Source organism: Paracoccus sp. UBA889, from assembly GCA_002294185.1.
GTDB lineage: Bacteria > Pseudomonadota > Alphaproteobacteria > Rhodobacterales > Rhodobacteraceae > Paracoccus.
Genome location: DBFD01000046.1, coordinates 143,171 through 160,380, shown reverse-complemented (window position 1 = coordinate 160,380; position 17,210 = coordinate 143,171). Strand labels below are relative to the sequence as shown.

17 protein-coding genes are annotated in these 17,210 nt (G+C 64.7%); 13 read left to right on the top strand and 4 right to left on the bottom strand.

Annotation, left to right across the window (positions count from 1 at the left end; translation table 11 throughout):
* The 5 genes from B4L36_RS08780 to B4L36_RS08760 form a co-directional block, all read left to right on the top strand.
* Positions 1–318, top strand: a 318-nt coding sequence (locus tag B4L36_RS08780; RefSeq protein WP_292955521.1) for a putative peptidoglycan-binding domain-containing protein, incomplete at its 5' end; no start/stop codon positions are given.
* On the top strand, positions 309–848 hold the full coding sequence (locus tag B4L36_RS08775) for a holin family protein (RefSeq protein WP_292955518.1): 540 nt from the start codon (positions 309–311) through the stop codon (positions 846–848). The genes B4L36_RS08780 and B4L36_RS08775, both read left to right, overlap by 10 nt.
* Before the next feature lie 93 nt (positions 849–941).
* Positions 942–2,906 carry a heme lyase CcmF/NrfE family subunit gene (locus B4L36_RS08770; RefSeq protein ID WP_292955515.1) on the top strand — a complete coding sequence of 655 codons (1,965 nt, stop codon included), beginning with the start codon at positions 942–944 and terminating at the stop codon, positions 2,904–2,906.
* On the top strand, positions 2,903–3,358 hold the full coding sequence (locus B4L36_RS08765) for a cytochrome c-type biogenesis protein (protein ID WP_292955512.1): 456 nt from the start codon (positions 2,903–2,905) through the stop codon (positions 3,356–3,358). The genes B4L36_RS08770 and B4L36_RS08765 overlap by 4 nt, the downstream gene beginning before the upstream one ends.
* 68 nt (positions 3,359–3,426) lie before the next feature.
* Positions 3,427–4,197: an enoyl-CoA hydratase-related protein gene (locus B4L36_RS08760; RefSeq protein ID WP_292955509.1), complete on the top strand. Its 771-nt coding sequence runs from the start codon at positions 3,427–3,429 to the stop codon at positions 4,195–4,197.
* On the opposite strand, the gene B4L36_RS08755 is transcribed toward B4L36_RS08760, so the two are convergent.
* The 3 genes from B4L36_RS08755 to B4L36_RS08745 form a co-directional block, all read right to left on the bottom strand.
* Positions 4,194–4,838 carry a DNA mismatch repair protein MutT gene (locus tag B4L36_RS08755; RefSeq protein WP_349675823.1) on the bottom strand — a complete coding sequence of 215 codons (645 nt, stop codon included), beginning with the start codon at positions 4,836–4,838 and terminating at the stop codon, positions 4,194–4,196. The two genes, B4L36_RS08760 and B4L36_RS08755, sit on opposite strands and share 4 nt — an antisense overlap.
* A gap of 44 nt (positions 4,839–4,882) precedes the next feature.
* The gene (locus B4L36_RS08750) at positions 4,883–5,305 is read right to left on the bottom strand and encodes a DUF983 domain-containing protein (protein WP_414692160.1); all 423 of its coding nucleotides are present in this window, start codon (positions 5,303–5,305) and stop codon (positions 4,883–4,885) included.
* Between the two features lie 99 nt (positions 5,306–5,404).
* Positions 5,405–6,790 (bottom strand): diguanylate cyclase, encoded by a 1,386-nt coding sequence (locus B4L36_RS08745; protein WP_292955503.1) that lies wholly within the window; start codon positions 6,788–6,790, stop codon positions 5,405–5,407.
* 117 nt (positions 6,791–6,907) lie between these two features.
* On the opposite strand from B4L36_RS08745, the gene B4L36_RS08740 reads away from it, so the two are divergent.
* The 5 genes from B4L36_RS08740 to B4L36_RS08720 all read left to right on the top strand — a co-directional run bounded on the left by B4L36_RS08740 (position 6,908) and on the right by B4L36_RS08720 (position 10,925).
* On the top strand, positions 6,908–7,198 hold the full coding sequence (locus tag B4L36_RS08740) for a DUF3572 domain-containing protein (RefSeq protein ID WP_292955500.1): 291 nt from the start codon (positions 6,908–6,910) through the stop codon (positions 7,196–7,198).
* A gap of 62 nt (positions 7,199–7,260) precedes the next feature.
* Entirely contained in the window at positions 7,261–7,830 is a 570-nt protein-coding gene (locus tag B4L36_RS08735) for a heme NO-binding domain-containing protein (RefSeq protein ID WP_292955497.1), read from the top strand.
* Positions 7,830–8,933, top strand: coding sequence for a GGDEF domain-containing protein (locus B4L36_RS08730; protein WP_292955494.1), 1,104 nt, complete (start codon positions 7,830–7,832; stop codon positions 8,931–8,933). Before B4L36_RS08735 ends, B4L36_RS08730 begins: the two co-directional genes overlap by 1 nt.
* Positions 8,905–9,516: a nicotinate-nucleotide adenylyltransferase gene (locus B4L36_RS08725; protein ID WP_292955491.1), complete on the top strand. Its 612-nt coding sequence runs from the start codon at positions 8,905–8,907 to the stop codon at positions 9,514–9,516. Before B4L36_RS08730 ends, B4L36_RS08725 begins: the two co-directional genes overlap by 29 nt.
* Positions 9,513–10,925: a D-alanyl-D-alanine carboxypeptidase gene (locus B4L36_RS08720; RefSeq protein WP_292955488.1), complete on the top strand. Its 1,413-nt coding sequence runs from the start codon at positions 9,513–9,515 to the stop codon at positions 10,923–10,925. The genes B4L36_RS08725 and B4L36_RS08720 overlap by 4 nt, the downstream gene beginning before the upstream one ends.
* A 21-nt stretch (positions 10,926–10,946) precedes the next feature.
* Here the strand turns inward: B4L36_RS08720 and B4L36_RS08715 are convergent, their stop codons facing one another.
* Positions 10,947–11,369 (bottom strand): tellurite resistance TerB family protein, encoded by a 423-nt coding sequence (locus B4L36_RS08715; RefSeq protein ID WP_292955485.1) that lies wholly within the window; start codon positions 11,367–11,369, stop codon positions 10,947–10,949.
* An 89-nt stretch (positions 11,370–11,458) separates the two neighbouring features.
* Here B4L36_RS08715 and B4L36_RS08710 point away from each other — a divergent pair, with 89 nt between their 5' ends.
* The 3 genes from B4L36_RS08710 to B4L36_RS08700 all read left to right on the top strand — a co-directional run.
* Positions 11,459–13,042, top strand: a complete 1,584-nt coding sequence (locus B4L36_RS08710) for a lysine--tRNA ligase (RefSeq protein WP_292955482.1) — start codon at positions 11,459–11,461, stop codon at positions 13,040–13,042.
* 178 nt (positions 13,043–13,220) lie between these two features.
* Positions 13,221–15,515, top strand: a complete 2,295-nt coding sequence (locus B4L36_RS08705; RefSeq protein WP_292955479.1) for a glycosyl hydrolase family 28-related protein — start codon at positions 13,221–13,223, stop codon at positions 15,513–15,515.
* A gap of 445 nt (positions 15,516–15,960) precedes the next feature.
* The coding region (locus B4L36_RS08700) for an AMP-binding protein (protein WP_292955476.1) at positions 15,961–17,210 on the top strand (1,250 nt) is incomplete at its 3' end.

Genomic DNA, 17,210 nt, shown 5'->3' with positions numbered 1-17,210 from the left:
AATGCGGTGAAGATCCTGCAAAGGCTGGTTTCGCGCATGGGGTTTCCGGCGCAGGCGGACGGCGTGGTGGGGCCGAAGACCATCGCCGCCGTCGCCGACGCTGCCGAGGCTGCGCCCGACCATCTGGCCGACGCCTACGGAATTGCGCGACGGAACTATTATTACGCCCTCGCCGATCAGCGCCCGGCCAGCCGCAAATATGCGCGCACCAAGATCGGTGGAAAAGGCGGCTGGATCACCCGGGCCGAGGAGTTCATGGCCCCGAAATACCGGCTGACCGAGGCCGAACATCGTGAAAGGACCGCAAGATGGGCGTGATCGACCGATTTCTGGGCGTATCGCAAGGTGTCGGCGCGCTTGGCAGTGCCGCCACCGGCATGGCCGAAGTCTTTACCCAGAACGCGACCCGCAAGATGGAGCTTGAGGAACAGGCCTATGCCCGCGCCATCAACCAGTTGGGACAGGAATTCCAGATCGCGCGGCCGGGTTTCTTCGATAGTTTCATCAACGGGTTGAACCGGCTGCCGCGCCCTCTGCTGGCGCTTGGGACGATGGGTCTGTTCGTTTATGCGATGGTCGAGCCGGCCGGTTTCGGGATCCGCATGGAGGGCTTGCAGCAGGTGCCCGAGCCGCTTTGGTGGCTTCTGGGTGCCATCGTCGGATTCTATTTCGGTGCCCGCGAGGCGTATTATTTCCGCAACAAGGGCTGGCCTGCGAAAAAGGGCGCCGCAACCGTCAGCAAGGAGGGGCAAGGCGACGCCGCGGCCTTGACCGGCGCGATCCGCCCCGAGGACGATTTCGCCGACAACGCGGCCCTGCGCGACTGGGTCGCCAGCCTGCGCGGATAGGTCACACGGGAAACCGTGGGCTACGGCCAAAGGGGGGCTTTCCCCCCTTTTTTTGTTGCCATATGCTGCGGTCAGAAAGGGAGGACGACCCAGATGACCGCAGAATTCGGCCACTTCGCCCTGGTCCTGGCCTTCGCCGTGGCGCTGTTTCAGATGATCGTGCCGATGGTCGGCGCGTCAAAAGGCTGGCAGGGCTGGATGGATAGTGCGCGGCCCGCCGCGATCATGCAATTCGTGTTGACCGGTCTGTCCTTCGCGGCTCTGACCGTTGCCTTCGTGACCTCGGATTTCTCGCTGAAGCTGGTCTATGAGAATTCGCATACGGCAAAGCCGATGCTGTACAAGTTTACCGGCGTCTGGGGCAATCACGAGGGGTCGTTGTTGCTGTGGGTGCTGATCCTGGCGCTGTTCGGCGCGGCGGCGGCGGTCTTTGGCGGCAATTTGCCGCCCAGCCTGCGGGCTCGGGTGCTGTCGGTTCAGGCTTCGATCGGGGTGGCTTTCTACGCTTTCATCATCTTCACATCCAACCCGTTCCTGCGGCTGGCCGATCCGCCGTTCAACGGACGCGACCTGAACCCGCTGCTGCAGGATCCCGGCCTCGCGTTCCATCCGCCGTTCCTGTATCTGGGCTATGTCGGGCTGTCGATGGCGTTCAGCTTTGCCATCGCCGCGCTGATCGAAGGGCGGGTCGATGCCGCCTGGGCCCGCTGGGTCCGGCCCTGGACATTGGCTGCATGGATGTTTCTGACGACGGGCATTTCGATCGGATCCTGGTGGGCCTATTACGAACTGGGCTGGGGTGGCTTCTGGTTCTGGGACCCGGTCGAGAATGCCAGCTTCATGCCCTGGCTTCTGGCCGCCGCCCTGATGCATTCCGCCATCGTTGTCGAAAAGCGTGAATCGCTGAAAAGCTGGACGATTCTGCTGGCGATCATGGCCTTCGGTTTCTCGATGATCGGAACGTTCATCGTGCGTTCCGGCGTGCTTACCTCTGTTCACAGTTTTGCCAGCGATCCGGCGCGCGGGATGTTCATCCTTGGAATCCTGACGGTGTTCGTCGGCGGCGGACTGACGCTCTATGCGGTGCGGGCGCCGGCCATGATGGCCAAGGGCGTGTTCCAGCCGACTTCGCGCGAAGGCGCACTGGTCTTGAACAATGTGCTGCTGGCGGTCTCGGCCTTCGTGGTCTTCATCGGTACGATGTGGCCGCTGTTCGCCGAGGCGATGTGGAATCGCAAGCTGTCGGTCGGCCCGCCATTCTTCAACAAGGCATTCACGCCTTTCATGATCGTGCTGGCGCTGGCGCTGCCCTTGGGTGCGATCATGCCGTGGAAGCGGGCGTTCCTGGGGCGGACGATGCGGCTGTTGCGCGGGCCTTTGATGTTTGCCCTGGCGGTGATGCTTCTGGTCTTCGCAGTTTCGACCGGGCGCAGCGCGGTCGCGGTGATCGGCGCGGGTCTGGGAAGCTGGCTGATCGCCGGCTCTGTCGCCGACCTGATCCATCGCACCGGCAATGCCGGTCTGTCGCGGCTGGCGCGGCTGCCGCGCGCCGACTGGGGAAAGGCGATCGCCCATGCCGGGCTGGGTGTGACCTTTGTCGGCGTCGGACTTCTGACCGCCTGGCAGACCGAGGATATCCGCGTTGCCCAAGTCGGCGAAACCTTCGACCTGACGGGCTATCAGATCACGCTGGAAGCGGTGGACAAGGTTCAGGGGCCCAATTACCTCTCGACCATGGCGACGATGGCGGTGGCGCGGGATGGCCGCAGTATCGCCACAACCTATCCGGAAAAGCGGGTCTATCCGGTGCAGGGCATGCCCACGACCGAGGCCGCCATCGTCAACGGCTTCTTCCGTGACATCTATCTGGTCATCGGTGACGAGCAGGCCGGCGGGGGCTGGGCCGTGCGGTCCTATGTCAAACCCTTCGCCAACTGGATCTGGCTGGGCGCGATCATGATGGCGCTTGGCGGTTTGGTCAGCCTGTCGGACCGCCGCTACCGGGTGGCGGCTGGCGCGCGTTCCTCCACGCCGGCCCGCGCGGTTCCGGCGGAATGAGCCGGCTTGCGCTGATCCTGATGCTTCTGCTGGCGCCCTTCGCGGCGCTGGCGGTTCAGCCCGATGAGGTTCTTGACAATCCCGTCCTTGAAAGCCGTGCCCGCGATATTTCGCAAAAGATGCGTTGTCCGGTTTGTCAGGGCGAGTCTATCGACGAATCCAACGCTGGGGTCAGCCGCGATCTGCGCCTCTATATCCGCGAGCGGCTGGTGGCGGGTGACAGTGACGCCGAGGTCGTCGATGCCGTCGTGGACCGTTTCGGCGAGTTCGTGCTGTTCGATCCGCCGATGCGCGGTATCAATCTTCTGCTGTGGTTCGCGGCGCCGGTGGCGGCCCTGCTGGGCCTGATCCTCGCCTTCGTCTTCCTGCGCGGCCGGTCCCGCGCCGCGTCCTCGATCCGCGATCTGAACGAGGCCGAGCGTGCTCGGCTGGACGAAATCATGCACGAGTGACGCGGGGTCGCGCTTTCGCAGGCTGCATTCCGGCGCCATGATCCCCAAGAGACGCGGGGGAACATTGCATGACCCATGAGACCATCCAGTTCGCTGTCGCCGATGGCATCGCCACGCTTGTCCTGAACCGGCCGGAGGTGATGAACGCGCTGAATTCACGGATGCGGGCCGAGATCACCGAGGCATTGACGACCCTTCCCGAAGAGGCGCGCTGCGTTGTTCTGACCGGATCGGGGCGGGCTTTCTGTTCGGGTCAGGATCTTGGCGATGCCGGCGCCGCCGCGGATCTGGAGGCCACGCTGCGCGATGAATACGAACCGATGCTGCGTGCGATCACCGGCTGCCGGGCACCCGTCATCGCGGCCGTGAACGGAGTCGCCGCCGGCGCGGGGGCCAATCTGGCCCTGGCCGCCGACGTCGTGATCGCGGCTGAAGGCGCCAGCTTCATCCAGGCCTTCACGAGGATCGGGCTTGTCCCGGATGCCGGCGGCACCTTCATCATTCCGCGCGCCATCGGCGCTGCGCGCGCGATGGGCATGATGCTTTTCGCCGATGCGATTCCGGCCCGACAAGCGGCGGACTGGGGCCTGATCTGGGATGCTGTCGCCGACGCCGACTTCGCCGAGGAGGTCGCCGCACGCGCCCGGAAGCTGGCTCAGGGGCCGACCGGCGCCTATCTGTCGATCCGCCATGCGCTCGCGGCTGCGTTCTGCAATGACATGGAGACGCAACTGGCGCTGGAAGCCCGGTTGCAGGGCGAGGCCGGTCGCAGCGCCGATTTCCGCGAGGGGGTCGCGGCCTTTCTGGAAAAGCGTCCGGCGCGCTTTATCGGACGCTAGGCAATCTGGACAAAGCGCGGCCTGTGGTCGCGATTATCGAAGAAGGGCACGGTTCCAGGCACCGGCAGAGCCGATCCAGGCGGCAGATTGCGGACAAGCTGGGCCAGTTCGGCCAACACGACCTCGGTGATGAAGGGCAGGTTCAGGGCGCGCGCCTTTGCCAAGGGAACCCAATGCAGGTGTGAAAGCTCGTCGCAGGCGCGGCTGAAATCGTCGGGATCGCCGGCGATTTCAGCCGCATCGGCCACGAAAAAACGTGCATCGAAGCGTCGGGGCCGACCCGGCGGCGTGATCGCGCGGAAGACATAGATCAGGGCCGACGGATCGGGCAACAGCCCCGCCTCGGCATAGCCGGGCCACGGGCAGGCCGCGCCACCCTGCCTGCCGATCAGCAGGCCGGTCTCTTCGGCCAGTTCCCGCAGGGCTGCAGCGGCGAAGGCGTGGACATCGCAGGGCGCGCCCTCGCGCAGTCCAGCCGCCAGGCGGGTTGCATGAGGCGCGGTCAGGGTTCCGGCCAGCGGCGCGGTCGCGTCGCTTGGATCGACCGCGCCACCCGGGAAAACGTATTTCGACGGCATGAAGGCCGCTTTCGCGCCACGCATTCCCATCAGCACCCGGCTGCCGGCCTCGTCGCGGCGCATCAGGATGATCGTCGCCGCGTCGCGGATTGGCGGTTCGGCTTCGGTCACGTCGAGGCAGGCTCGGCGTCGATTCCGAAACCATGCATCCGCTTGGCCCATTGCAGCCCGATCATGGCTCCCTTGATCCGCGGCAGCAGCAGCAGCGACAGGATCACCGCCCCAAGCCCGAAACCGACGATCATGGTTGCGGCCGAGGGACGGAAGGCGACAAAAAACGCCAGAAGAAGCGGCGCACCCAGATGCGAGACCAGCAGAACCGTCATATAGGCCGGTCCGTCATCGGCCCGCTGGTGGTGCAACGCCTCGCCACATTCGGGGCAAAGATCGGTCACGTTCAGATAGCTCCGGAACAGCCTGCCTCGGCCGCAGGCAGGACAGCGCCCGCGCGCGCCAAGCAGCATGGCCCGCCGCGTCGGACGGTCTTCGGCCGGCAGGCTGGCGAGGGATGTCTGGCCTTGGCTGGGCATGGCGGTCTCCGTGGCAAGGGGCGCGGGCGGTGGGTGCCAATCTAAGCCCTTGGCGCCGCTTTCGCCAGTCCGCCTTTACTTTCGCGCCATGGCCGGGACTCATGCGGCACGTTCGGATTGCGCCAGCATGACACGGTTGCGTCCCAGCGACTTGGCGACGATCAGGGCCCGATCGGCCCGTTCCATCGACAATTCGGCCAGAGTTTCGGCCCGCATATCCACGGTGGGCGGGTGGGCAACCGCCGCGCCGACCGAGACGGTGACCCTGACCCGTCCGCCGCCGGACAACTGCGGCAGGACGATGCCGTCTGCCTCGATGCGCCGGCGGATCGTCTCGGCCATGTCGCAGGCTCCTGCCTCGTCGGTCTCGGGCAGCACGATCATAAACTCCTCTCCGCCCAGGCGCGCGGTCATCCCGGCCTCGGGTACCGAGGCGGCGATTCGGGCTGCGACATCGCGAAGAACCGCGTCGCCCGCAGGATGGCCGAAGCGATCGTTGATCGTCTTGAATCGATCCAGATCCAGCGCCAGCACCGCGAAGGGCCGACGCTGCCGGATCGCATCGCCGGCCATCGCCGCCAGCCGGGGCAGGGCGAAGCGCCGGTTGTGCAGGCCGGTCAGCGGATCGGTCATGGCCCAGACCATATTGCGCTGCGTTTCCGCCCGGCGGCGGTCGGCGTCGCGCTTGCGGTGCAACTGGCCCTCGACCGCCAGCGCCGCCATTTCGGGATTGCTGCCGCTGCCCAGATCCATCGGCAGAACCTCGCCCGCGCCCAAATCCAGCGCAATGGCTGACAATTCGCTGCGTTCGGGCAAGGTGGCCACGATAAAGGCCGCATGGCGCGAGCCGTGGCGCGAGCGCAGTTCCGACAGCAGCCGCAAACCGTCACCGCGCCCCTCGATATCGGCGGCGATCAGATAAAGATCGGCACCTTCGCCGGTCACGGCAAGGCTCAGCGCCTCTTCGGGATTGTTTATGCGGAACTGGCAATGCAGCCGCGATTGCAGGCCATGGCGCCAGCGCAGCGCGCGGCCGGGGTTGTCGGCAACCAGCGTGACGCGATCTTCGCGGGCATGGCGGAACGGTGCGGCGGCCTCGCGCATCGCGCCGACCTGTTCGGCTACATCTTCGGCATCGCGCAGCAGACCGCGAATGCGCGCCAGCAGGATCTGTTCGTCCGCGGCGGGATCCAGGACAGCCGCCGCACCTGCCCGTAAAGCCTCGATTCGCACCTGCGCATCGGCTATCGCAAGGATCGTCACTTCGGGATATTCGACGTGGATCAGTCCGCACAGATCGACCAGCGCGCAATCGGGAAAACCCGAGGCCAGAAGCACCAGGTCGGGCTTGCCCTCGCGAAGGTGCTGCAAAAGCTGGGCGCTGCTTGCCGCGGTCAGCACGCCATGGCACGCCGACCCCAACCGCACCTTCATCATGATGCGCGTCGTGGCCGTTCCGTCAGCAACGATGATGCGAGCCGTCATCAGCCTTCAGACCCCTTCCTGCCCGTTTCGGCGAAGAATCACAGGATTTCCTTAACAAAGTGTTTCCGCTATTCGGAGCCGGCGGAAATCCGCGCAAAACTCACGCAGGGGTGACCCATGGCCTATTCGCCCGAACAGGCACGCGAGCTGGCGTTGTCGGCGCTGATCTGGATGACGGAAGATCCTGACCTGATTCAGGGCTTTCTCGGCGCGACGGGGCTGAGGCCCGAGGATCTTCGCGCCATGGCCAGCGACGCGGATTTGGCGGTCCATGTTCTTGATTTTGTGCTGCAGGCGGATGAACGCGTGCTGCGGGTGGCGCAGGCGCTTCAGATCAAGCCGGAAGAGGTGATGACCGCCCGCACCATCCTGGCCGGCCCCGGCAGTCACGGCTGGAGCATCGATTAGCCCCGGTCTTACCGGTTTCTTCACTTTTCGGCGCTAGGCTTACGCCAAAAGGAAGGTGAGAGATGCAGACATTGCTCGATCGCGCCATCGGCGAATTCATGCGTGAGGTCTATGGGATCGAGCGTTGGCAGGACATTCTGGATCAGATGTCGCAGGGGCTGATCGATACCGGACCTGATGGCGCCGGCTATGCCGGCGCGATGCGCGAGGCCGCCCGCAGGCTGGCCAAGCCCGAAGCGGACCTGTTCGAGGATCTGGGCGCATGGCTGGCGCGGCACGAACCGATCCGCCGATTGCTCCGCTTTTCGGGCAGCAACTTCCGCGATTTCGTGATGCGGCTGGACGAATTGCCGGACCGCGCCCATATGGTCGTGCCGGAACTGCGAATGCCGTCGATCCTGATCCGGCAAGACGATTCCAATACGGTGACGATCGAACTGACCGAGGCTCAGGCGGGCTGGCCACCAGTGCTGGGCGGTATCCTGCGCGGGATGGCGGATGATTATGGCGCGCTTGGGCTGATTCTGGTCGAGGGCGATGTCATCACGGTCCGCATCTCGGACGAATCCTTTTCGGAAGATCGCGGCTTTCAACTCGGCGATCCCTATCACGCCGCGACGGCGTCCCGCTGATGCGGATCCCCGAACCGCAGATCAGCTTCTCGACGCCGACGCTTCAGCGGCTCTTGCCGATGCATCTGCTGATGGCACCGGATGGCGAAATCCTGGGGACCGGGCCGACCCTGCGCAAGGTTCTGGGCCGGAAATGCCGGAAGATCGGCGAGGTTCTGACCCAGGCGCGCGCAACGACCGGGCAGTCGCTGATCGACGAAATCGCGACGGCCGCCACGCGGGGCGAACGGCTTTTCCTGCGTCTGACCGAGCCGCCGCACCTGACCCTCAGGGGTCATGCAGTAGCCGCGGCGGGGTCCGAAACCGCGATTTTGATCAATCTGGGCTTCGGTATCGGACTGACCGACGCGGTCAGCCATGCCGGATTGACGGATCAGGATTTCGCGCCGGCGGAACTGGCGATGGAGCTGCTGTTCCTGCACGAGGCCAACCGCGCCGCCCTGAGCGAGTTGTCGAACTTCAATCAGCAATTGCAGGCCGCGCGCGAGGCGGCCGAGTTGCAGGCGCATACCGATCCACTGACCGGACTGACCAACCGCCGGGGCGTGGAACTGGTCCTGTCAGCCGCGCTGAAGACATTCCGCGATGGCAAGGGCGCAGGATTCGCGCTGGCGCAGCTTGATCTTGACCGGTTCAAGGACGTGAACGACCGGTTGGGCCACGCGGCGGGCGACCGGGTCCTGTGCGACGTTGCCGATATCCTGAAGGAAGCGATCCGCAGCAACGATACCGCCGCGCGGGTCGGCGGCGACGAATTCCTGCTGATCCTGCGCGACCTGAACGATGCCGCGACGCTGGACCGGCTTGCCTGCCGGATTATCCGGCGCATCGAAGAACGGATCCCCGAAAAACTGCCGGGCTGCACCGTTTCCGCAAGCGTCGGGATCGTTCTTTCCGAACACTACCGAAACCTGACGGAAGACCGGATCCTGCATGATGCCGACGTGGCGCTGTACCGGTCGAAATACGGCGGTCGCGGCAGGGTGACGATCCTGTCCGAGGTTCTTCCGGTGGAACCTGCCTTGCCGGCAGGAACGGTTGCGCAAGACGATGCCGATCGACTAGATCGAACGGATGATGACGGGATTTCCCATCGCGCATGAAGGGATGCGCATCGGTCTGCTGGGAGGCTCGTTCGATCCGCCCCACGCGGGACATGTCAACATCACCCAGGCCGCCTTTCGCCGATTCCGTCTGGATCGTGTCTGGTGGCTGGTTTCACCGGGGAATCCGCTGAAGACGCGCGGGCCCGCGCCGCTGGGGCAAAGGATGCAGGCGGCGCAGACGCTGGTGCAGGATCCCCGCGTCGTGATCAGTGATCTGGAGGCGCGGATGAACACGCGGATCAGCGCGGACACGATCGCCGCCATGCGTCGTCGCTGGCCGGGCGTACGTTTCATCTGGCTTATGGGCTCGGACAATCTGGTCCAGTTTCACCTCTGGGAGCGCTGGCAAGAAGTCGCGGCGGCGGTGCCGATCGGAGTTCTGGCGCGGCCGGGAACACGAACTGCCGCCCGTCACTCGGTCGCGGCGAAAAAACTGCAACGCTGGCGGCTGCCGCTTGCCGCGGCGGCCGGCCTGGCCGATCGCAGACCGCCCGCCTGGGTGCTGGTCAATCTGCCGATGTCGGCCCATTCCTCGACCGCGCTTCGCCTCGTGCGGCCGGACCTGAGGGATCCGCCGTGACGGGCTGTTCCAGCCGCCGCGGCCTGTTGGCCGGAATCGCCGCCCTCTGCCTTGCCCGGACCGCGCGGGCAGAGACGCCGCAGGCCGCGCGTCCGCCGGCAAGGCCGCTGCCGGATGCGGCGCAGCTGATCCGGGCATCCGGTCTGGCGGGCACGACAGGCTATGCCCTGGTCGATCCGTTGCAGGGTCGGATAATGGCGGAAGGGGGCGCCGCGATGCCGTTTTCGCCCGCCAGCACGATGAAGGCGATCACCGCACTTTACGCGCTGGATCGGCTGGGGCAGACCCACCGTTTCCGGACGCGTGTGCTGCGGGCGGACGATATGCTGATCCTTGCAGGCGGCGGCGATCCGGTCCTGTCGTCGGATGACCTTGATCGGCTGGCCGCCGATCTGGTTGCCGCCGGTGCGGCCACTCCGGCGCGCTTTGCCGTCTGGGGCGGTGCATTGCCGCAAATCGAGGAAATTGCGCCCCCGCAGGCCGATTGGCTGGCCTATAACCCGGCCTTGTCGGGGATGATCCTCAATTTCAACCGGGTGTATCTGAACTGGCGTCGCGCCGATGGACGGATGCAGATGTCGCTGAAGGCGCGGGCAGAGCGGCATTCGCCCCGCGCCTACACGATCACTGTCGCGCCCGGCGATCAGCCCGATCTGTTCTCTTATCGCAGCGAGGACGGGATCGAGGCCTGGACCGTCTCGCGCGCCGCCATCGCCCAGCCGGGCAGCCGCTGGCTGCCGGTGCGCAAGCCAGAGCTTTACGCGGGCGACGTGTTCCAGACGTTGTGCCGCGCGCGCGGCCTGGTGCTGCCCCGGCCCGACACGATCCGGATGCTGCCCGTGGCCGAAGAGGTCGCAGCCTTGGACAGCCCGCCATTGATCACGATCCTGCGCGACATGTTGTATTATTCGACCAACCTGACCGCCGAAGTCGTCGGGTTGCAGGCCAGCGGTGCCCCCGATACCGCCAGTTCGGCCCGTGCCATGCAGGATTGGCTGGCGACGAAGGGGCAGGGCGCGGGGTTCCAGCTTCGCGACCATTCCGGCCTGTCGGACGACAGTCGCGTGACGGCGAGGGGCATGGCCCTGATGCTGGCCGGTCCGGGGCTCGCGGCAGGGCTGCCCGAACTGCTGAAGACGGATCCGCTGGCCGAGGATCTGGGCCTGGACCCGGACAGATCTGCACAGGTCGCGGCCAAGACGGGAACGCTGAATTTCGTCTCGAACCTCGCGGGTTACGTGACCGGCGCAGACGGAAACCGACGCTGTTTCGCGATCCTGTCCGTCGATCCGGCGCGCCACGAGGCGACCAGCGGACAGGAACAGCCGGCCGGGGTCCGTGCCTGGACGCGCGACGCCAAGCGCTTGCAGCGGCAAATGCTGCAGGCCTGGGCCGGTTCAGGTGGCTGACGAAGCGGTCGGAACCGGGGTTCAGATCACGCGGTGGCGAACCTGTGCCGAAAGCTCGATCGCGGCGGCGTGCAGGCGCGCGATGTTGAGCTGGTCGCGGATTTCGGCCAGCAGCGCGATCTCGCCCTCGTAAAGCCTGCCATCGGCGGCGGCCACATCGCAGGCCAGCGCATAGGCGGTTTCATACAGCTTTTCGGGCAGCGCATCGCGGATCAGCCCGAACAGCGCGTCCAGGCCGTCCTCTTCCTCGAACAGCGTCATCACCGTCTGGCTGGCGGCGCGGATGCGATCCTCGTCGTAATCGGCGAAAACCGGGGCGTGATCGACCATGCGCTGGATCGCCACAAGTTCCGAGGTTCGCATCTGCGCATCCGATGCCGAGACGGCCACCATGACCGCAACCAGCGCGTCGCAGGGCGAAAGTGAGGGCAGGTCGGTGGTCATGGTCGGTTCTCCATCGGTTCGCAGGCAAATTATTGACGATTGCGCCCGCGTTCAATAAGGCGTCGAAGCTTGCAACCGGGAGAAAAGCGATGACCACCCTGCGCGATGCCGCGATGCGTTCGAAGGCCTGGCCATTCGAAGAGGCGCGCCGGGTGCTGAAACGCTACGATAAGGCGGATCCCGAAAAGGGTTTCGTGCTGTTCGAGACGGGCTACGGCCCCTCGGGCCTGCCGCATATCGGCACCTTCGGTGAGGTTGCCCGCACCACGATGATCCGCCGCGCCTTCGAGATGATCAGCGACATCCCGACCAAGCTGATCTGCTTTTCGGACGACATGGACGGCATGCGCAAGGTGCCCGACAACGTTCCGCAGCAGGACATGCTGCGCCAGCACCTGCAATTGCCGCTGACTTCCGTGCCCGATCCCTTCGGCACCCATGCCAGCTTCGGCGATCACAACAACGCCATGCTGCGGCGCTTTCTGGACACGTTCGGCTTCGACTACGAATTCATCAGCGCCACCGAATTCTACAGATCGGGCCGCTTCGATGCGACCCTGCTGGACGCGGCCGCGCGTTACGACGCGATCATGGAGGTGATGCTGGCCAGCCTGCGCGAGGAACGCCAGCAGACCTATTCCTGTTTCCTGCCCATCAGTCCGACCACGGGGCGGGTGCTGTATGTGCCGATCAAGCATGTCGATGCGGCCAACGGCACGATCACCTTCGATGAGGACGGCGAGGAATTGACGCTGCCGGTCACGGGCGGGCGGGTAAAGCTGCAATGGAAGCCGGATTTCGGCGCACGCTGGGCCGCACTGGATGTCGATTTCGAGATGTATGGCAAGGATCACAGCACCAACACGCCGATCTATGATGGCATCTGCGAGATTCTGGGCGGCAGAAAGCCCGAGCATTTCACCTATGAACTGTTTCTGGATCACCATGGCCAGAAGATCAGCAAATCCAAGGGCAACGGGCTGTCGATCGACGAATGGCTGACCTATGCGGCGACCGAAAGCCTTTCCTATTTCATGTATCAGAAGCCGAAAACGGCCAAGCGGATGCATTTCGACGTGATCCCCAAGGCTGTTGACGAATATCACCAGCAGTTGCGCGCCTATCCCGAGCAGGCGCCGGAGCAGCAGCTGGCGAACCCGGTCTGGCATATCCATGGCGGCGAGGTGCCGGCCTCGGACATGGTGGTGCCGTTCCAGATGCTGCTGAACCTGGCCTCGGTCGCGGGGGCCACCGACAAGGAGGGGCTTTGGGGCTTCATCCGTCGCTATGCGCCCGAGGCCAGCCCCCAGACGCATCCCGGTCTGGATCGGGCCGCGGGCTTTGCCGTGCGATACTTCACCGATTTCGTCGCCCCGACGCGGCGGTTCCGCGCCCCGACCGAGGTCGAGCGCCGGGCGATGGAGGATCTGGCCTCGCGGCTGGCCGCATGGGATCAGCCCGCCGATCCCGAGGCGTTGCAAAGCATGGTCTTCGCGATTGGCAAGGATCACGGGTTCGAACCGCTGCGCGACTGGTTCAGCGCACTCTACCAGGTTCTTCTGGGGGCCGATCAGGGACCGCGTTTCGGGGGGTTCATCGCGCTCTACGGCATCGACGAGACGCGCCTGCTGATCGAACGGGCGCTGGCCGGGGAACTGGCCGCAAGTCACTGACGCGCAGGGCTGGAACAGTTCGGACGAAGGCCGCTCTGCTGTCCTGGTCACCATCGCGCGTTGCGTCCCGACCCGGTGCAGCGCGCGCGCGTGCAAGGTTTCGTTAACCGGTCATAAACTATTCCTTCACTCCTTCGTCGGGGCCACGGCCCCTTCCGCAGCGGATGGGGAGACAGGAATGAACATCGCAATCACCAACGGCCTCATGCTGATGCCGCCGGCCTTCCGCGCGGGGCTGAACGCCTGGTCGCGGACCGACGGCACCTCGTCCAGTCCGACCTGGGCCAGCGCCGACAACGCCGGAATCGTCCCGGCCGATCAGGATTTCGGCGCCTGTCTGGAGATCTACAAGCAGCAGACGACGACCCAGATCCGTTTCATGGGCGAGACGCCGATGATCCCCGGCGTCTACCTGCGCATCTCGGCCCGCGTGAAGGCAGTGGCCGGCGCGCTGTGCGGCGTGCGCATCGCGGGCTGGGCAGGTGATGGCGCGCGCAATCATGTGACCGGCCTGGTCGAGGTCGGCCCGACCGTGCCGCTGACAACCTATGGCGAGGTGGTCGAGGTCAGCGCCATCGTCGGCGTCGGCGCGCGCGCGGGTGTCGACATGGGCTGGGGCACGGTGCCGGTCTTCGGCCATTTCGGCCTGGATCTGGTTGGCGCCAATGGTGGTGCGATCCGCATCGAATCGATCCGCATCGACGACATCACAGCGGCCTTCATCCCGTCGCTGATCGACTGGGTGGACGTGCGGGATTTCGGCGCCAGGGGCGACAATGCCACCAATGACCGGGCCGCCTTCATCGCCGCCGACCAGGCCGCCAATGGCGGTTGGGTGCTGGTTCCCGAAGGCACGTTCTATATCAGCGGCGACCTTGGGATAAACAGCCCGATCCGCTTCAAGGGCAGGATCCGCACACCCGATTCCACCCGTGTCTCGTTCCTGCAAAGCTTTGATTTCCCGACCTATGCCGACGCCTTCGGGAACGAGACGCTGGGCATGAAAAAGGCATTGCAGGCGCTGTTCGGCTATACCGATCATGTCACGCTGGATCTGTGCGGGCGTCGGGTCGATCTGGATGAACCGCTGGTCATTCAGGATCTGGCCCCCGATCTGAACGGGTTTTCCAATCGCCGGGTCATCGCCAATGGCAGCATCCAGGCCAAGCCCGGCACCGCCTGGGACACCGGCCGCTGGAACAGCCGCGCCAGCTACGACCCCGCGACGCCCGACCGGCTGACAAATGTCGCCAATGTCGCGGCGATCGAGATCGGCAGCCGCGTGTCCGGCAACGGCGTCGGCCGCGAGGTCTATGTCAACGGCAAGAACGTGGCCGAGGGCTGGCTTTCGCTGTCGCAACCGCTCTACGGCGGGGCGGCGACGCGCAGCTACACCTTCGAGCGCTACCGCTACCTGTTCGACTTTTCGGGGATCAAGCAGCTGAGCCGGCTGAATTTCGTCAATCTCGACCTCAGCTGCGAATCCATCGCGAGCGGCATCATGCTGGCCCCCGAAGGCGAGATGATCTCCGTGCGCGACTGCTATGTCACCAAGCCCAGAGATCGCGGCATCACCTCGATCGGGCGGGGCTGCCAGGACATGCTGATCGACCGTTGCCAATTCCTGTCCAGCGAGATCGATCTGCCCGCGCAGCAGCGCAGCTCGATCGCGATCAATGTCAATGCCAACGACACCAAGATCCGCGACAACCGCTTCGTGCGTTTCGCGCATTTCATGGTCGCCAATGGCGGCGGGCATATCATCAGCGGCAATCACTGGTTCCAGGGCGACGGCTCGGGCGAGGGGCTGCGCTATGCCGGGCTGGTGCTGACGCTGACCAACGTGCAGACCACGATCACCGGAAACTACATCGACAACGCCTCCATCGAATGGACCAACGAACACAGCGCGCGGCCCGATTTCAGCGGCAGCCAGTTCAGCTTCGGTGGCCTGACCATCACCGGCAATACCTGCCTGTGTTCCAATACCGCGGCCTGGTTCACCTGGCTGACGGTCAAGCCCTATGGCAGCGGCCATTTCATCCACGGCCTGACCGTATCGGGCAACGTGTTCAAGGCGCTTTACGGCAATGTGGACCGGATCGACAGGGTCGATACCTCGATCGCGGATCTGGATTACAACAACATGCGGAACGTCCAGTTCGAGGGCAATACCTTCAACGGCGTGAACAACTATGTCTCGAACCCGCTGCTGGTCCAGCACGAGCAGAACAGCACCTCGCGGACATGGAATCTGCCGGTGATCGAGGGGCTGCCGTTCCAGGCCTGGGCAAAATCCGTGCAGTCGGTGGTCGCCGAAGGGCCGATCACGGACGGCTCGAACAACCGCATCGACGCGGCGCCGTGGGTGCAGGCCGAGATCGGCAGCACGAGGCGACAGATCCGGCTGAACTGGGCCACTCCGGTCAAGGGCAAGATTTCGGTCTATGCGCGCATGGACCGGCCGCAGTAAAATCCCATCCGACCGTCCTCGGATACGCCGCCGCGAGCCATCGCGGCGGCTTTTTCATACGCCGGGATCCGCGGGCGTCAGCCCTAGGCCGCGCCGAAACCGACATTCGGCAGGGCGCGCTCGCGCATCATCTGCCAGAAGGAGAAATCCGGCAAGTCGACGAAGGCCGCGGCGTGCCGATGGGCATTCAACCAGTGATCGCGCAGGGCCGCATCGGATCGCGGGTCATGGCAGAGTCCCGAAGCCCACTCCGGCGAATGTGAACAATTTACATTTTACATCTGAAATCCGTCAATAACTTTACAAATTTCTCGTTATATAAAAAATGCTTAACTTGAAGTGCCGTATATGATTAACATCTGCCACGGGGGTGCTTTCAGCGCCGCCGGCCGGTGGGGACCGGCAACCGGACAAGGGACGGAAATGGCTGTAAGGAGGGCATGTCGTGAGCACCGAAACCATTGAAAAGCATCGAATTCCGCCCGGGTTCGAAAACGCGCACGTCAAGCCCGCCGATTACGACCGTCTCTATGCCGAATCGATTCGTGATCCGGAAGCCTTCTGGGCCCGCGAGGGCAAGAGGCTGGACTGGATCGAGCCCTATACCAAGGTCAAGAACACCGATTTCACCTTCGGCAAGGTCAACATCAAGTGGTACGAGGACGGCGTTCTGAATGTCAGCGTGAATTGCGTCGACCGGCATCTGGACAAGCGCGGCGAGCAGACCGCGATCATCTTCGAGCCCGACGATCCGAAGGACGACGCCCGGCACATCACCTACAGGCAATTGTCCGAAAACGTGAACCGGATGGCGAACGTGCTGCTGAGCCAGGGCGTCATGCGGGGCGACCGGGTCGTGATCTATCTGCCGATGATCCCCGAGGCCGCCTATGCGATGCTGGCCTGCGCGCGGATCGGGGCCATCCATTCCATCGTTTTCGCCGGTTTCTCGCCCGATGCGCTGGCCAACCGCATCAATGACAGCGGCGCCAAGGTGGTCATCACCGCCGATACCGCGCCGCGCGGCGGGCGCAAGACCAACCTCAAGGCCAATGCCGACGCGGCCCTGCTGCATTGTTCGGACAAGGTTCGCTGCCTCGTCGTCAAGCATACCGGCGATCAGACCACCTGGGTCGAGGATCGCGACGTGGACGTGAAGGCGATGATGCAGGAGGCCAGCCCCGATTGCCCGCCGCGCCCGATGAATGCCGAGGATCCGCTGTTCATCCTCTACACGTCAGGCTCGACCGGCAAGCCGAAGGGCGTGGTGCACACGACCGGCGGCTATCTGGTCTTTGCCGCCATGACCCATGAATATACCTTCGACTACCATGACGGCGACATCTTCTGGTGCACCGCCGATGTCGGCTGGGTTACCGGGCACAGCTATATCGTCTATGGCCCGCTGGCCAACGGTGCCACGACGGTGATGTTCGAGGGCGTGCCGACCTGGCCCGATGCGGGACGGTTCTGGGAAGTCTGCGCCAAGCACAAGGTGAACCAGTTCTACACCGCGCCGACCGCGATCCGGGCGCTGATGGGGAAGGGGCCGGAATTCGTCGAAAAGCACGACCTGTCCAGCCTGCGCCTTTTGGGCACGGTGGGCGAGCCGATCAACCCCGAAGCATGGAACTGGTATGACGAGCATGTCGGCAAGGGGCGGTGCCCCATTGTCGATACCTGGTGGCAGACCGA

Bases quoted from the DNA above. Each gene is read 5' to 3' on its own strand.
- B4L36_RS08775 (WP_292955518.1), top strand. From the start codon at position 309: ATGGGCGTGATCGACCGATTTCTGGGCGTATCGCAAGGTGTCGGCGCG.
- B4L36_RS08770 (WP_292955515.1), top strand. From the start codon at position 942: ATGACCGCAGAATTCGGCCACTTCGCCCTGGTCCTGGCCTTCGCCGTG.
- B4L36_RS08765 (WP_292955512.1), top strand. From the start codon at position 2,903: ATGAGCCGGCTTGCGCTGATCCTGATGCTTCTGCTGGCGCCCTTCGCG.
- B4L36_RS08760 (WP_292955509.1), top strand. From the start codon at position 3,427: ATGACCCATGAGACCATCCAGTTCGCTGTCGCCGATGGCATCGCCACG.
- B4L36_RS08755 (WP_349675823.1), bottom strand. From the start codon at position 4,838: ATGCGCCGCGACGAGGCCGGCAGCCGGGTGCTGATGGGAATGCGTGGC.
- B4L36_RS08750 (WP_414692160.1), bottom strand. From the start codon at position 5,305: ATGCCCAGCCAAGGCCAGACATCCCTCGCCAGCCTGCCGGCCGAAGAC.
- B4L36_RS08745 (WP_292955503.1), bottom strand. From the start codon at position 6,790: ATGACGGCTCGCATCATCGTTGCTGACGGAACGGCCACGACGCGCATC.
- B4L36_RS08740 (WP_292955500.1), top strand. From the start codon at position 6,908: ATGGCCTATTCGCCCGAACAGGCACGCGAGCTGGCGTTGTCGGCGCTG.
- B4L36_RS08735 (WP_292955497.1), top strand. From the start codon at position 7,261: ATGCAGACATTGCTCGATCGCGCCATCGGCGAATTCATGCGTGAGGTC.
- B4L36_RS08730 (WP_292955494.1), top strand. From the start codon at position 7,830: ATGCGGATCCCCGAACCGCAGATCAGCTTCTCGACGCCGACGCTTCAG.
- B4L36_RS08725 (WP_292955491.1), top strand. From the start codon at position 8,905: ATGATGACGGGATTTCCCATCGCGCATGAAGGGATGCGCATCGGTCTG.
- B4L36_RS08715 (WP_292955485.1), bottom strand. From the start codon at position 11,369: ATGACCACCGACCTGCCCTCACTTTCGCCCTGCGACGCGCTGGTTGCG.
- B4L36_RS08710 (WP_292955482.1), top strand. From the start codon at position 11,459: ATGACCACCCTGCGCGATGCCGCGATGCGTTCGAAGGCCTGGCCATTC.
- B4L36_RS08705 (WP_292955479.1), top strand. From the start codon at position 13,221: ATGAACATCGCAATCACCAACGGCCTCATGCTGATGCCGCCGGCCTTC.